Source organism: Rhizobium etli 8C-3 (assembly GCF_001908375.1).
In the GTDB taxonomy this organism is placed as follows: domain Bacteria; phylum Pseudomonadota; class Alphaproteobacteria; order Rhizobiales; family Rhizobiaceae; genus Rhizobium; species Rhizobium etli_B.
The window spans coordinates 1000795-1015476 of the sequence record NZ_CP017244.1; the positions used below are offsets into that span (position 1 = coordinate 1000795).

The 14682-nt window shown below is 60.1% G+C and carries 12 protein-coding genes and 1 pseudogene; 4 read left to right on the forward strand and 9 right to left on the reverse strand.

Translation table 11 applies throughout. From position 1 onward, the window contains the following. On the forward strand, positions 1-759 hold the full coding sequence (gene cobM, locus AM571_RS29660; protein WP_074064552.1) for a precorrin-4 C(11)-methyltransferase: 759 nt from the start codon (positions 1-3) through the stop codon (positions 757-759). Between the two features lie 142 nt (positions 760-901). Here cobM and AM571_RS29665 read toward each other — a convergent pair whose 3' ends face one another. The 4 genes from AM571_RS29665 to hutI are packed head-to-tail and all read right to left on the reverse strand — an operon-like array spanning position 902 to position 5945. After that, the gene (locus tag AM571_RS29665; protein WP_074064553.1) at positions 902-1483 is read right to left on the reverse strand and encodes a HutD family protein; all 582 of its coding nucleotides are present in this window, start codon (positions 1481-1483) and stop codon (positions 902-904) included. A gap of 4 nt (positions 1484-1487) precedes the next feature. Next, positions 1488-3161, reverse strand: coding sequence for a urocanate hydratase (gene hutU / locus AM571_RS29670; protein ID WP_074064554.1), 1674 nt, complete (start codon positions 3159-3161; stop codon positions 1488-1490). Position 3162: 1 nt separating this feature from the next. Continuing rightward, positions 3163-4698, reverse strand: a complete 1536-nt coding sequence (hutH, locus tag AM571_RS29675; protein ID WP_074064555.1) for a histidine ammonia-lyase — start codon at positions 4696-4698, stop codon at positions 3163-3165. Further along, the gene (hutI, locus tag AM571_RS29680; protein WP_074064556.1) at positions 4695-5945 is read right to left on the reverse strand and encodes an imidazolonepropionase; all 1251 of its coding nucleotides are present in this window, start codon (positions 5943-5945) and stop codon (positions 4695-4697) included. Before hutI ends, hutH begins: the two co-directional genes overlap by 4 nt. A 119-nt stretch (positions 5946-6064) precedes the next feature. Between hutI and AM571_RS29685 the strand changes: the two genes are divergently transcribed. The 3 genes from AM571_RS29685 to AM571_RS29695 all read left to right on the forward strand — a co-directional run bounded on the left by AM571_RS29685 (position 6065) and on the right by AM571_RS29695 (position 9376). Further along, positions 6065-7411, forward strand: coding sequence for a formimidoylglutamate deiminase (locus AM571_RS29685; protein ID WP_074065657.1), 1347 nt, complete (start codon positions 6065-6067; stop codon positions 7409-7411). A gap of 56 nt (positions 7412-7467) precedes the next feature. Then, the gene (hutC, locus tag AM571_RS29690; protein ID WP_074064557.1) at positions 7468-8181 is read left to right on the forward strand and encodes a histidine utilization repressor; all 714 of its coding nucleotides are present in this window, start codon (positions 7468-7470) and stop codon (positions 8179-8181) included. A 76-nt stretch (positions 8182-8257) separates the two neighbouring features. Continuing rightward, positions 8258-9376, forward strand: coding sequence for an RHE_PE00001 family protein (locus AM571_RS29695; protein WP_074064558.1), 1119 nt, complete (start codon positions 8258-8260; stop codon positions 9374-9376). Positions 9377-9495: 119 nt separating this feature from the next. Here AM571_RS29695 and AM571_RS29700 read toward each other — a convergent pair whose 3' ends face one another. The 5 genes and pseudogenes from AM571_RS29700 to treY all read right to left on the reverse strand — a co-directional run bounded on the left by AM571_RS29700 (position 9496) and on the right by treY (position 14679). After that, positions 9496-10212 carry a Bax inhibitor-1/YccA family protein gene (locus tag AM571_RS29700; RefSeq protein WP_074064559.1) on the reverse strand — a complete coding sequence of 239 codons (717 nt, stop codon included), beginning with the start codon at positions 10210-10212 and terminating at the stop codon, positions 9496-9498. 21 nt (positions 10213-10233) lie between these two features. Continuing rightward, positions 10234-11001, reverse strand: a complete 768-nt coding sequence (locus AM571_RS29705) for an anti-sigma factor family protein (protein WP_074064560.1) — start codon at positions 10999-11001, stop codon at positions 10234-10236. After that, complete coding sequence (locus tag AM571_RS29710; RefSeq protein WP_074064561.1) at positions 10988-11527, reverse strand: sigma-70 family RNA polymerase sigma factor; 540 nt, start codon at positions 11525-11527, stop codon at positions 10988-10990. The genes AM571_RS29705 and AM571_RS29710 overlap by 14 nt, the downstream gene beginning before the upstream one ends. A 282-nt stretch (positions 11528-11809) precedes the next feature. Then, a pseudogene (locus tag AM571_RS29715) lies at positions 11810-12092 on the reverse strand (copper-transporting ATPase); the annotation flags it as partial. A gap of 67 nt (positions 12093-12159) precedes the next feature. After that, on the reverse strand, positions 12160-14679 hold the full coding sequence (gene treY, locus AM571_RS29720) for a malto-oligosyltrehalose synthase (protein ID WP_074064563.1): 2520 nt from the start codon (positions 14677-14679) through the stop codon (positions 12160-12162). Positions 14680-14682: the final 3 nt, after the last annotated feature.

Here is a 14682-nt window from a genome sequence, read left to right on the forward strand (position 1 = left end):
ATGACGGTTCACTTCATAGGAGCCGGCCCAGGTGCGGCTGATCTCATCACCGTTCGCGGCCGGGACCTCATTGGCAGATGCCCGGTATGCCTTTATGCCGGATCGATCGTATCGCCCGAACTGCTCAACTATTGCCCGCCGGATGCGCGCATCATCGATACCGCACCGATGTCACTCGATGAGATCGAGGCGGAATTTGTGCGTGCGACCAACGCGGGGGAGGATGTGGCTCGTCTGCACTCGGGCGATCTATCCGTCTGGAGCGCTGTTGCTGAGCAGGTTCGGCGTCTTCACAAGCATGCCATCGCCTACACGATGACACCGGGCGTTCCGGCCTTTGCTGCTGCGGCCTCCGCCCTGGGCCGGGAACTGACGATTCCGGCCGTTGCTCAGAGCCTGGTGCTTACGCGCGTCTCGGGCCGCGCTTCGCCGATGCCGAGTGAGGAAACGCTCGCCAAGTTTGGCGCCACGGGCTCGACGCTTGCAATACATCTGGCAATTCATGCGCTCAGCCAGGTCGTTGAAGAACTGACACCACTTTACGGCGCTGATTGTCCTGTTGCGATCGTCGTCAAAGCCTCCTGGCCGGACGAGCGCGTCGTGCATGGCACGCTTGCCGACATCGAGGCGAGGGTCGCCCTCGAACCGATCGAGCGCACGGCGATCATCTTCGTCGGTCCGACGCTTGCTGCCTGCGATTTTCGCGAAAGCGCTCTTTACGACGCCTCCTATCAGCGGCGGTTCAGGGGCAGGCAATAGCGAGCCGGAACGCCGGCTCGCCGTCCCGCTCAATGCTTTGCCGATAGTGGGTCCATGCTCGCCTTCGCTGCTTGTCTTTGCAAACGCGGCGAGCAGATCTCAAAACCAAGCGGCTCCACGAGGGTCGATGATGCCGGCTCCTTCAGTCATCGGCTTCCATAATGCTGATCAAGTAGCAGGTGGCAGCACCAGCAAGCGTCAAAGCTTCGCGGTTATGAGCCTCGATCATCAAGACATCGCCGGTATGAATCATGCCGCTTTCTTCGGCCAGTTCAAATGCTGCTTTGCCTTCGTGACACAGCACAAGCGATACTGCGGCCGGTAGAGAGCCGCTCCAGCTTTGCTCGATATGCAGCCTTACGACCTTGTGGGCAAAGGCGTGCCGCCGCGTCATGACATTGAGGTCTGTGATCGGCCCCGCCACAAGTCGTGCCGTGACGCCAATGTCGGCCGAAAAAGCAAATGGCGGGCTGTCCTGTGCCAGGAGCGCAGGCTCTTTGCCGTCGATCTTAAGGATCATGCCACTGCCGGACAGGATTGAAAGTGTGCGGTCGATGCCGGGAAAAATCGAAAAGGGTCCATCGAAAGCAACCGTGGCCATGCTGACCCGCCAGTCGAAATCGAAAAGGCCCGCACCGGGCGGCCAAACGGCCACCTCCACCGTCTCGCCGCCGCCGTTCTTCCACGGCATGCGCCGGTGATCGGCCGCGCGAAGGATCTGCATTGGTTCAGTCTCCCAAGATCCCCGGCAGCCTTAGCCCCTTCTCCTTGGCACAATCAAGCGCGATATCGTAGCCGGCGTCGGCATGGCGCATGACGCCGGTCGCCGGGTCGTTCCAAAGCACGCGTTCGATGCGGCGGGCCGCATCGTCGGTGCCGTCGCAGCAGATGACCATGCCTGAATGTTGCGAATAGCCCATGCCGACGCCGCCGCCGTGATGGAGAGAAACCCACGTTGCGCCGGAGGCGGTGTTCAAAAGAGCGTTCAACAGCGGCCAGTCTGAGACCGCATCAGAACCATCCTTCATCGCTTCCGTCTCGCGGTTCGGCGATGCAACCGAGCCGGAATCGAGGTGGTCGCGTCCGATCACGATCGGCGCCTTCAACTCGCCGCTTTTCACCATTTCGTTGAAGGCAACCCCAAGACGATGACGGTCGCCAAGGCCGACCCAGCAGATGCGCGCCGGCAGACCCTGGAAGGCGATACGCGTGCGGGCCATGTCCAGCCAGTTGTGCAGGTGCTTGTTGTCCGGCAGCAATTCCTTCACCTTCGCGTCGGTCCTGTAGATATCTTCCGGATCGCCCGAGAGTGCTGCCCAGCGAAAGGGACCGATGCCGCGGCAAAAGAGCGGGCGGATATAGGCAGGCACGAAGCCGGGGAAAGCGAAGGCGTTTTCGAGACCCTCGTCTTGAGCAACCTGGCGGATATTGTTGCCGTAATCGAGCGTCGGAATGCCTGCATCCCAGAATGCGATCATCGCTTCGACATGCTCGCGCATGGAGGCGCGAGCCGCTTTTTCGACAGCCTTCGGATCGCTTTCGCGCATCGCCTTCCATTGCGCGATCGTCCATCCTTTCGGTAGATAGCCGTTGATCGGGTCGTGGGCTGACGTTTGGTCGGTGACGATATCCGGACGGATGCCGCGGCGGACCATTTCAGGAAGAATTTCGGCGGCATTGCCAAGAAGGCCGACCGATCTGGCTTGGCCAGCCTTGGTCCACTGACCGATCATGGCGAGGGCTTCGTCCAGCGTTTCGGCCTTGGCATCGAGATATCGGGTACGCAGGCGAAAATCGATCGAGTCCGGATTGCACTCGACGGCAAGGCAGCAGGCGCCGGCCATGACGGCAGCGAGCGGCTGGGCGCCACCCATGCCGCCAAGGCCGCCGGTCAGGATCCATTTACCCTTGAGGTTGCCGCCATAATGCTGCCGGCCCGCCTCGACGAAGGTTTCAAAGGTCCCCTGGACGATGCCTTGTGTGCCGATGTAGATCCATGAGCCTGCCGTCATTTGTCCATACATCGCCAAGCCCTTCTTATCGAGCTCGTTGAAGTGGTCCCAAGTCGCCCAGTGCGGCACGAGGTTGGAATTGGCGATCAGGACGCGCGGCGCATCCTTATGCGTGCGGAAGACGCCGACCGGCTTGCCGGACTGCACCAGAAGCGTCTCGTCTTCGGTAAGCGTCTTCAATGTCGCGACGATGCGGTCGAAATCCTCCCAGGTACGGGCAGCGCGGCCGATGCCGCCATAGACGACGAGTTCGTTGGGATTTTCTGCCACATCTGGATCGAGATTGTTCATCAGCATGCGAAGCGGCGCTTCGGTCATCCAGCTCTTGGCATTGAGCACCGGTCCGCGAGGTGCCCGGATTTCGCGGATGTTGTGACGGGGATTGCTCATCTCAGATCTCCAGGGACGGAAGGATGTTTTCGGAAACCGACGCGTTCAATACGCCGGTTGCAACAAGTTCGCTGACGGCTTGCAGGTCGCCGGCCATGTAGCGATCGACCTCCAGTGTCGGCACCACATTGCGAATGGCAGCGATCGCTTTTTGCAGTTCACCGCTGGTGGCAAGCGGTGTGCGCAATTCTACGCCTTGTGCGGCCGTCAATGCCTCTATGCCGATGATGCCGAAAAGGTTTTCGGTCATCTGCAACAGACGGCGTGCACCATGGCAGGCCATGGAAACATGATCTTCCTGGTTCGCCGAAGTGGGCGTCGAGTCGACGGAAGCTGGATGCGACATCTGCTTGTTTTCGGACATTAACGCGGCAGAGGTGACCTCCGCGATCATCAGACCGGAGTTCAGTCCTGGCTTCTTGGCAAGGAAGGCTGGAAGCCCGTAGGAGAGAGCCGGATCGACGAGCAGGGCGATGCGGCGCTGCGAAATTGCACCGACCTCGCAGACCGCAAGCGCGATCTGATCGGCAGCGAAGGCAACCGGCTCCGCATGGAAGTTGCCGCCGGAAACGACGGAGTTGTCGGAAAGTACCAACGGATTGTCGGTCACTGCATTGGCTTCGATTTCAAGCGTGCGTGCGACCGTCCGCAGAAGATCGAGGCAGGCGCCATCGACTTGCGGCTGGCAGCGAATGCAATAGGGATCCTGCACGCGCTCGTCGCCCTCAATATGGCTTTCCCGGATAACGGATCCTTCTAGCAGCGCCCGCAAAGCCGCGGCAGTGTCGATCTGGCCGCGGTGACCGCGAAGTGTATGGATATCCGGATGGAACGGTGCCGAAGAGCCCATGGCCGCGTCGGTGGACATGGCGCCGGTGATCAGGGCCGCCTGGGCGGCACGATGCGCACGGAACAGGCCGGCAAGTGCGAGCGCGGTTGAAGTCTGCGTACCGTTGATCAGCGCAAGGCCTTCTTTTGCGGCCAGAACGACCGGCGCAAGGCCAGCCTTGCTCAAGGCTTCCGCGCCTTCAAGCCGATCGCCTTTGAAGTAGGCCTCGGCCTCTCCCATCATCACGGCCGCCAGGTGGGCAAGCGGCGCAAGATCGCCCGAGGCGCCGACGGAACCCTTTTCCGGAATGACCGGTATGACGCCCTTGTCCAGCATCGCTTCGATCAGCCGCACCACCTCCAGTCGCACGCCCGAGGCGCCGCGGCCGAGTGACACGAGCTTCAGCGCCATGACGAGACGCACGATGTTTTCAGGTAACGGTGCGCCGACGCCGCAGCAATGCGAGAGGATGAGATTGCGCTGGAGTGTGGCAACATCGGCACTGTCGATCTTAATCGAAGCGAGTTTTCCGAAGCCTGTGTTGATGCCGTAGACGGGGGCATTGCCGGCGGCGATCTCGGCAATGCGCGCCGCCGACTTCCTTATGCCGGCATCAAATGCGGGATCGAGTTCCGCCGCTTCGCCGGTCCAGTAGATTTTTTCCAGCTGTTTCAGCGAAACGGAACCTGGGTGGAGGATGATGGTCAACGGTCGATCCTTTCGCCCTTGAAGACACGCGCAAAGAGCGGGTTGAAGCCGATTCGATAGACAAGTTCGGCCAGACTCTCGATCTCCCAGATGGCAAGATCGGCGGATTTGTCGGCCTGGATCGTGCCCGTTTCGGCAACGACGCCGAGTGCGCGAGCGCCTTCGCGTGTGACCCCTGCAATACATTCCTCAACCGTCAGGCCGAAGAGCGTCGCCGACATATTCATCGCCAAAAGCAGGGAGGTGAGAGGCGATGTGCCCGGGTTGCAATCCGTCGCGACCGCGATCGGAACACCGGCGGCGCGCAGCGCCTTGACGGGTGGTTTCTGTTTTTCGTTGATGGAATAGAATGCGCCCGGCAGCAGCACCGCGACGGTTCCGGCTGCCGCCATGGCGACCACGCCGTCATCATCGAGATATTCGAGATGATCTGCAGAGAGCGCACCATACTCGGCAGCAAGTGCAGCTCCGCCGAGATTAGACAACTGCTCGGCATGCAGCTTCACCGGAAGGCCAAGTGCCTCGGCGCGATCAAAGACAAGTCCGATCTCTTCCGCTGAGAAGGCAATGCCTTCGCAGAACCCATCGACGGCATCGACAAGGCCCTTGGCGTGCGCCTCTTCGAGAGCGGGCAGCACGATGTCTGTTATATACTCACGGTTGCGGTCCTTGTATTCGGCCGGTGTCGCATGGGCGCCGAGATAGCTGGTCTTAACGCGCACCGGTCGCATATTGCCGATAACACGGGCAGCTTCCAGCATCTTCACTTCGCCAGCGATGCTGAGACCGTAGCCCGACTTGATCTCGATCGTCGTCACCCCCTCGCCAAGCAAGGTATCGAGGCGGGGCAGGGAAGCTTGCACAAGGCCTTCGACAGAAAGCGCGTTCGTTGCCTTGACCGAGGAGACGATGCCGCCGCCGGCGCGGGCAATCTCTTCATAGGTCGCGCCGCCAAGCCGCATTTCGAATTCGCGCGCCCGGTTGCCGCCGTGAATGATGTGGGTGTGGCAATCGACGAGCCCCGGCGTCACCCAGCGGCCCTCAAGGTCGATGATTTCGGCACGTTCGATGACGGAAACCGGCAATTCGCCCTCCGGGCCAGCATAGCGGATTCGGCCGCTTTCCGTGACGATTGCGCCTTTTTCGACAATACCCAGTCCCGGCTTACCCGGGTCGAGCGTCGCCAGCCGGCCATTTCGCCAGAGGCTCGGCCTCTGCTCTCGCGCAAAAAGATTGTTCCCGCTCATCAGCTTTACGCCTTTCCTTCTGTCGAAACATGTATATACATAATAACCGGGTGACAAGTGGAAATTTGGGCGTTTCCATGGAAAAGAAAGATGACAGGCCCACAGGAAGGGAAAAGGCGATGACGACACTTCATGCGGCGAGCGCGCTCCTGCCTGAGGGGTGGCGAAGCGACGTGCGTCTCACACTTGATGGCGGCCTTATCGCGAAGATTGCGGTCGGCGCAAAGGCCGAGGCGGGCGACGAGTGCCACAAACTCGTCATTCCTGCGATGCCCAACCTGCACAGCCATGCCTTCCAGCGCGCCATGGCGGGCCTTGCCGAGGCCCGTGGTCCCGGAGCCGACAGCTTCTGGAGCTGGCGCACGGTCATGTACAGGTTCGCGCTGTCTATGACGCCGGAGCATGTCGAGGCCGTTGCCGCACAGCTTTACATGGAAATGCTCGAAGCCGGCTTTTCGCGCGTCGGCGAATTCCACTATCTGCATCATGACAAGGACGGCAGTCCTTATGCCAATATTGCGGAGTTGGCAGAACGCATCGGCGCGGCGAGCGAGACGGCCGGTATCGGCCTGACGTTGCTGCCGGTCTTTTACGCCCATTCGAGCTTCGGCGGTGCTGCTCCCCTCGATGGCCAGCGGCGCTTCGTCAACTCGCTTGAGGGCTTCGGCAGGCTGATGGAGCGGGCACGCACGATCACCTGCAAGCTTGACGGCGCAAAGATCGGGATTGCACCTCACAGCCTTCGCGCCGTCACGCCTGATCAATTGGCAAAGCTCCTGCCGCTTGCAGAAGGCGGTCCAGTCCATATCCACATCGCCGAGCAGCTCAAGGAAGTGGATGATTGCATCGCCTGGTCGGGCGCGAGACCCGTCGAGTGGCTCCTGGAGCATGCGTCCGTCGACCGCCGCTGGTGCCTCATCCATGCCACTCACATGACCGAGGATGAAACGCGGCGCATGGCAAAACGCGGATCGGTCGCCGGTCTCTGCCCAATCACTGAAGCCAATCTCGGAGACGGGGTTTTTCCAGCGCCGATCTTTCTTGAAGAGGGCGGACGGTTTGGCATTGGTTCGGACTCAAATGTGCAGATTACGCTTCCCGGGGAACTCCGCCAGCTCGAATATTCCGAGCGACTGGCACTTCGCGCCCGCAACGTGATTGCAGAGACCAGCGGCTCGACGGGCCGAGCGCTGTTCGATCACGCGCTCTTGGGTGGTGGTTGCGCGCTTGGTGCTGCCGCGGGCCTCGCCGAAGGCAATTATGCAGATATCGTCGCCCTTGACTGCCGCCAGGTGCCTTATCTCACACATGATCAAATCCTTGACCACTGGATATTCGCCGGCAGCGTCGCGGTCGATTGCCTCTGGGCACTTGGCCGCAAGCAGGTCGAAGCCGGCCGTCATCGGCAGCGTGAGGCGATCAGCCGACGTTTCCTTGCTGCAATGCGCCAATTGCTTGCCGCCTAAGTCTTTCCTTGCTGCTGCATTGGCAATAGAGCAGGTGGCGCGAAGCGGAGAGAATAATGAACGATAGCAAGGATGCGACCCTGCATCAGCGCATCTTGAGCGAGATCGAAGGTCGCATCGTTTCCGGTGAGTGGCCGCCGGGATATCGCATCCCCTTCGAGGTCGATCTCGCCGCGCAATACGATTGCTCACGAATGACCGTCAACAAGGTGCTGACGCAGCTGGCCAAAGCCGGATTGATCGAGCGCCGCAAGAAGTCGGGCAGCTTCGTCACCCAGCCGCAGGCGCAGTCCGCCGTGCTGGAAATTCATGACATCAAAGCAGAAGTTCAATCGCTGAATCTGCCGTACGCGTATTCGGTCATGAAGAATGCAAACCGCAAAGCAAGGGCGGATGACAAACTAGACCTTCCGGCCGGCGGCTTCGTGAAGGAGGTCGTTTGCGTTCATTTTGCAGGGACCCGGCCTTTCTGTCTTGAACAGCGCTTGATCAATCTGGGCACCGTTGCGGAAGCGGCCGATGCCGACTTTGGCGCAATCGCGCCTGGCCCCTGGCTTTTGAAACTGGTTCCGTGGAGCAAGGCGGAGCACAAGATTTACGCGTTTGCGGCTGGTGCTGAGGAAGCCGCAGCGCTCGACATTGCCCGCGCGGCAGCATGCCTGGTTATCGAGCGCCGCACCTGGAGCAGTGCCGGGCCTGTGACGCATGTGCGCTTTACCTATCCCGGCGACCGCCACGCGCTTGTTGCCCGTTTCAGCCCGGCCTCCTGAGAATCCACAACAGCTCTATTGCGAATCATCCCACAAATAGCGGAAGTAAACAGCAAGATGACTTCCGGCCGAGAAGATGCGCTACGAAATCGACAATACCCTGCTGAAGAACCTGTTGCCCGCTTTCGCGCTGGCGGAGGATATGCTGGCCAGGCTGGATGAGAGGGTGGCCCGTTCGCCAGTCGGCGCTGGTTTTGCCGAACGGGGGCATTTTTTCGACGCTGCAAGCGCGCTCTGGGTTGCCGGAGAACTCGTGCACGTCGAAGACCTGGTGCTGCATGATGCACATATGGACAGCCGGACGCCGAGCCACGAGCTGACGATTGCCCATGCCGTGCTGCGAGCGCGGCGCCGCATCTGGACGGCCGACCCGCTCTGGGCGCTGAGCGGCGCCGGATTGAACGTACTTGCCGGCAGCGGTCCAGATGATGCCGGGCGGGCACCCGAAATTAGGAGCATGCCAGCGTCGCCTGAACAGGAAATGGACGAAGGCGAAGCGTTGCTGTCACTGGAACTTGCCGAGATCGACGCCGTACTCGCGCGCTCCCAGCGATTGCTCGATACGCATCTCGCCAGAGGTTCTAAGGTGGAAGAAAGGCCGAAGGCGACGCCTGTCGACCCGCTTGGCCTGTTCGCCGACGATGAATGGGACGAGGCCCAGCGTCTATCGGATTGGCGTGCGGTTATTCCGCTCGCCGATGAGTTGCCTGCCGCCTTGGGTGCAGCGGTTCTTTTCGAGGCATGGGAGAGAACTGAGCCGCTTCGGCGCCAGCACTGGCTGGGCGGGCTTCTGGTTTCGAGCTACCTGCGCTCGCGGGGCAAGGTCGCCTCTCATCTCTTTTCCTTCTATGCCGGATTGAAGGTAATCCGTCATGAGCGCCGCCGCTCGCGAGATCGGGCGACGCGGCTGCTCGCCTTCCTCGAGGCAATGCGTGAGAGTGCGGCGGCCGGCCTTAAGGATATGGATCGTCTGTCGCTTGCCCGCACGCAGATGGAACTGCGATTCAGGGATCGTCGCTCGAACAGCAGCCTGCCGCAGCTTGCCGAATTCGTCCTATCGCGGCCCATGGTCTCCTCGACGATGGTTGCGCGTCAGTTGCGGGTGACGAGCCGGGGCGCACTCAATCTTCTCAACGAGATAGGCATCCGCGAAATCACCGGCCGGGGACGCTACCGTGCCTGGGGTATCATCTGAGACAAAACGGCCGGGCACGGTGCCCGGCCGACTATTTCGGTGAACACCCGGCCCGCCATCCTGTCACAGACGGCGAACCGGGCGTTCTTGCGCTTCCATTGCCCCCAGAAGCGCAGTCTTTATTCCCGCTCGCCTGTGAAGTTGAGCAGGAGTTGGAAGATGTTCACGAAGTTCAGGTAGAGCGAGAGCGCACCGAAAACAGCAAGCTTCTGGTTCGATTCCTGATCGTGATTTTCCGAATACTGCTCCTTGATGTTCTGCGTATCCCATGCGGTCAGGCCGACGAAGACGAGGATACCGATCACCGATATGGCGAACTGCAGCGCGCTCGAACCCAGGAAGATATTGACGATGCTGGCGATGATGACGCCGATCAGGCCCATGATCAGAAATGAGCCGAAGCGTGAAAGATCACGCTTTGTCGCGTAGCCATAGAGACTGGTCGCGCCGAACATCGTCGCGGCGATAAAGAAAGTGCGCGCGATGCTCGTGCCGGTAAAGACCAGAAAAACCGAGGCAAGCGAAAGTCCCATGACCGCGCAGAACGCCCAGAAAGTCGTTTGCGCAGCACTTGCCGACATCGTCTGGATGCGGAACGTGAAGAAGAAGACGAAGGCAAGCGGCGCGAGCATCACGACCCATTTCAAGGGCGACTGGAAGATCGGCACGTAAAGGGCCGGCGTACTGCCGACGATGAATGCTACGATCCCGGTGATGACAAGGCCGAGACCCATGTAGTTGTAAACGCGCAGCATATGCTGGCGGAGGCCCTCGTCGAAGATGGCCTGCGAGCCTGCGGCGGAGCCGTAGCCGTATCGCGGATTGTTCGGATTCATTTTGATCTCCTCGGGTTGACACTAGTAGAGCGAACGGGCGAGCCCTTCGGCCGCCCGGTCGAGTTCAAGATCCTTGTCGCTGGCAATCAACGCATAGGCCACCTCGCCAATCTGCCAGTAAGCAGCCTGGGCATTGTCGAGCGCCAGATGGCTGACGGGCTGAACGGCAAACGCGCCAGGACGCACGGCAAAAAGCGAAAGTTGCTTTCCGTCCGGTTCCCGGATCGCCATTTCGACACTGGGGCCGAACTCAGAGGGAAAGATCTGGACATCGGAAACCTTCCAGTCTTTCGGGAGCTCCGGCATCGCAATCGCCGTCGCCGCACGAACGTCGTCAGCATTATATTGTGCCGCTGGCTGCGAAGGCATCGTTTCGCGGAGCTTGGCTGTCTGGTAGGCGCGCACCGCATCCTCGACGTAGGGCGGGGCGGGAACGGATGCGGCGACCTCCGTCGCCGTAAAGGCACCAAAGGACGTGTGCGCCACCCAGCCTGCCATCACGAGAACGCCGACGGCGGCAATCCTTTGAACCGAATGCAGGATACGGCCGTAAGAAAGTCCCCGCTCCAGACGCCGTGCGGCGTCGCGGGTCTCGATCCGGCCAAAGGCGTTCTCTCCGGCGAGCGCCAGACGCAGTTCGCCCTTGATGCTCAGATCGGCCATGACCTTTGCAGCAATCGCCGGATTCTCCGAGAGATAAGACTCCACCTGGATGCGGCGAGCCACATCCAGTTCGCCATCCACATAGGCGTCGAGATCGGCATCGATGATCGGATCAACTGCTTTCATTGCCGTTCCTTCCGATTAGTTTCAGGTGTGAGGCACGAGGCGTCGCTGCCTCGAACTCGCGAAGCTGGGTCCGGGCGCGCGAAATGCGCGACATCAGCGTTCCGACCGGAATGCCCAGCGAGGCTGCAGCTTCCTGGTAGGAAAGATCCTCGATCGCAACGAGATGCAGTGCTTCGCGCTGTTCTTCCGGCAGGTCAAAGAAAGCTTCACGAACCTGCTGAAGACGCACTGCATGCTCCTGTCCCGCCGGCAGCGACTGGTCTGCCTCGATGGCTGCCTTATCGTGCCGGCGCGTTATGGACCGATTCTGACGAACCCTGTCGATATGGGCATTGTGGAGAATCGAGAGCAGCCAGGTCCTCAGGTTGCCGCCGCGCCTAAAGCTCTGCCGCTTCTCGAAGGCGCGCACCAGCGCATCATGGACAAGATCTTCGGCGTCATCCGAATTGCGCACCAACGCACGTGCGTAGCGCCTCAGCGCTGCGAGCTGCCCGATAACGTCGAATGGCCGTTCGTTGCGTTCCATGATTGAGTATACGACAGCCCGTGAGGTTTTATTCCCGTTCCTCTGATGTTTTTTGACAAATGGGAGGAACCACCCTTGGTCTCGGCTTGCGGAGATGCCTGCGCTATATCGTCTAAACGGGACCGTGCGAATGCCTCTCGTCATTCCAAGCGAGATTGCGAAACAGCTGGCTCCCAGGAAGCCATATCACCAAGACCGAGGCCTTGCGGCGAACTTTAAAAAGCCCGAGACCGGCTAGAATACGCCTGCAGCGACTGGCACGCCAAGCGTTTGTCGAGGATCAATGCAATCGACCTTCGAGAAACGCTCCAATGCTTCAGCATCCTGGATTAGCACGTCCTCCTGCGCGCCATGGACCGTCGCATTGATGATCGACATCGGCGTCGCAAGATCAAGTGCGCACGGGCAAGCGGTGATGGCCACAGGCGGTCCTGCCCGAACATGTCCCAGGCGACGAAGGCCGCTATCGCTGTTACAACGACGACCGGTACGAACACGGCCGAGACCCGGTCAATTGCGCCCCTTTATTGGCGCGCGAGCGCTGTGCCTTGGCGACCATTTCGACCGACGACGGGCGATAACATTGTTCCCGCTCCCACGCGCTCTCACCCTTGATCCCTGAACCCTCATGGTCAGGGTCCTCCGTCGGTTCCACCAGATTCTACGAGCGCCACAGGCTGGCTGCCAAGGAGCGCCGAAAGTGGCAGCTTGCCTCCTGGATCGAGAATTTGACCAGTCAGGAGATCGCAGCGGCGCCCTTCAAGAAAGGCCGGCACCTGGATTGCCGTATCGTTCCAGAATTCCGGACCGGCGAATAGGACGCCTGGATCGAGCCACCCGAGCATCAACCGTGGAACGACGGTCATTGCATAGGTTCCGTTTAACTCTCGTGCAAAGGCAACAACATGATCCTTGCGGTTGCCTGACACCTCAAGCGGAACATAGTTTCCTTTCGCAAAAAGCGCCGGCTGCCGCTTTCGAAGATGAAGACCGATTTGGACGATGCGCTGCTTCAGCGCGGGCACCGTCAAACTAGCAATTGGCGCTCCTTCCAGGAGGCTGGCATGCAATGCCGTCATGTCGACAGCCCTGCGATTATCAGGATCGACGAAGCTCAAATCCAGGATCTCGGCCCCCTGATAAATATCTGGAACACCCGGCGCCATGAGCTTAATCAGCGTCTGTGACAGGGTGTTTAGATAGCCGGCCTCAATGAAGGGCCGCATTAGCGCTGCGAAGTCCTCGTGGAAGACGAGGTTGGTCGATGAAAGCAACGCTGTTGCATAAGCTGTGACCGCTGCTTCGTAGCCGGCATGCGGTTCATTCCAGCTCGTGCCGAGCTTTGCTTCACGAATCGCCTTTTGCGCATAGGCCGTGAAGCGCCCGATCAGCGCTTCGGCCTCACCGTTTGAGAAATCCTCCGGCCATATCCCGGCAAGTGCTTGATAGAGCATCCACTCGACATTCGGTTCCGGCGTCAACCCTCCCGGCAGCTCGACCAGACAATCACGGTTCATCTCGCGCCAGCGCTCCACCGCCTGCGCCCAGACATCGGCTCCTTCACTCAAGCTGTAAAGCCTTGCACGCGCATCCTCGCCGCGCTTGGTATCATGCGTCGATGTCGCCGAAAGCCCGTGTGCATGAGTCTGCGCGCGCCTCAGCATCAACGCATGAAAAGCCTCGACGCCGCCCGGCTTGAGATCCGGATCGCAGCCGACTTCGTTTACCGCAAGCAACCGAGTGTAGCGATAAAAGAAGGTGTCCTCCATTGCCTTGGCCATGACCGGTCCGCTCAACTGCTGGAAACGGCGGCGGAATTCTTTCGCCGCTGCTCCCCGTACTTCACCTTTCAATAACCTTGCCACAACGTCGATCGCTCGCCGGTCAGCAAGCTTTTCTGCCGCGCTGGAAATGACCCGGCTGAGCACGTCCGCATCGCGTGCTTCAAGGCGACCCTTGCTGCCATAGATGCGATAGACGGGAAAGGCTATCAGTGATTCGTGGATGGCTGCCGCAATGGCGGGGCGGTCAAGGTCGGGATAAACGCCATGGACGATCTTCACCAGCCGGGTCGTCTCGCCTTCGAAGTACCGCGAGACCATCAATTGCTTGGCCTTGCGAAGACCGGCAGCGGTATCGACCATGTCCGGGGCGATATTCGCATAGATGGTATCCAGCTGTTGCAGGCCGCCTCCGTCGACGAAGAGATGGCCAAGCGCCGAAATGAATTCGTAGCCGGTGGTCCCCGCGATCGGCCAGCTTGCGGGCAGTGTCTCGTCATGGGCAAGGATCTTCTCGACCACTATATAGGTCTTAGGTCCTGTCTCAGAGCGAAGCCTTTGCAGATATTGCTTCGGATCGGCCAAGCCATCGATATGGTCGAGCCGCAAGCCCTCTACCTGACCGGAGCGGACGAGTTCGAGAATGAGCCGATGGCTATCTTCAAAAACCTGCTCGTCCTCAACGCGCAGTCCGACCAGACCCGTTACTTCGAAAAATCGCCGGTAGCTCAGATGTCTGGCCGCCTCTTTCCAATATGTCAGCCGCCAATGCTGGGCCTGGTGCAGTCTGACGATGAGCTCTTGGTCTAATGCGAGGTCGACCAACGCTGGCTCGTCCGCGCTTGCTGGAACAAGATTGGTGCTGTCGGGGTTCAGGGGCAAGAGTGTATCGCAGTAGCCGAGCGCCAGCTCGCCGCTTTCAGGATCGCGTTTAAGGCGTAGTTCACCATCCGACAGTGCATCGTTGAACGGCTTGCCAAGGATCGGCAGGGTGAGCCGTTCGCTCCAGTCGATATCGAAATGGCCCGCATAGGGGCTTTCTTGACCGAGCTTCAACACGCTTCGCCACCAGGGGTTTTCCGTCGAGGCGGCCATATGATTTGGCACAATGTCAAGGATGAGGCCGAGCCCGGCGTCTTTCAAAGCATGGCACAAGCGGTCAAAGCCGTCGCGTCCGCCGATAGCCGGCTCGATTTCATTGACATCGGTTACGTCATAGCCATGCGTGGAACCTCTCGTCGCGGCAAAGATCGGTGAAGCGTAAAGATGGCTGATGCCAAGGGCCTTGAGATAGGGCACAGATTCTATGGCCCGGTCGAATGTCATGCCGTTGCGGAATTGAATGCGGTAAGTCGATGTCGGAAGTATCATGTT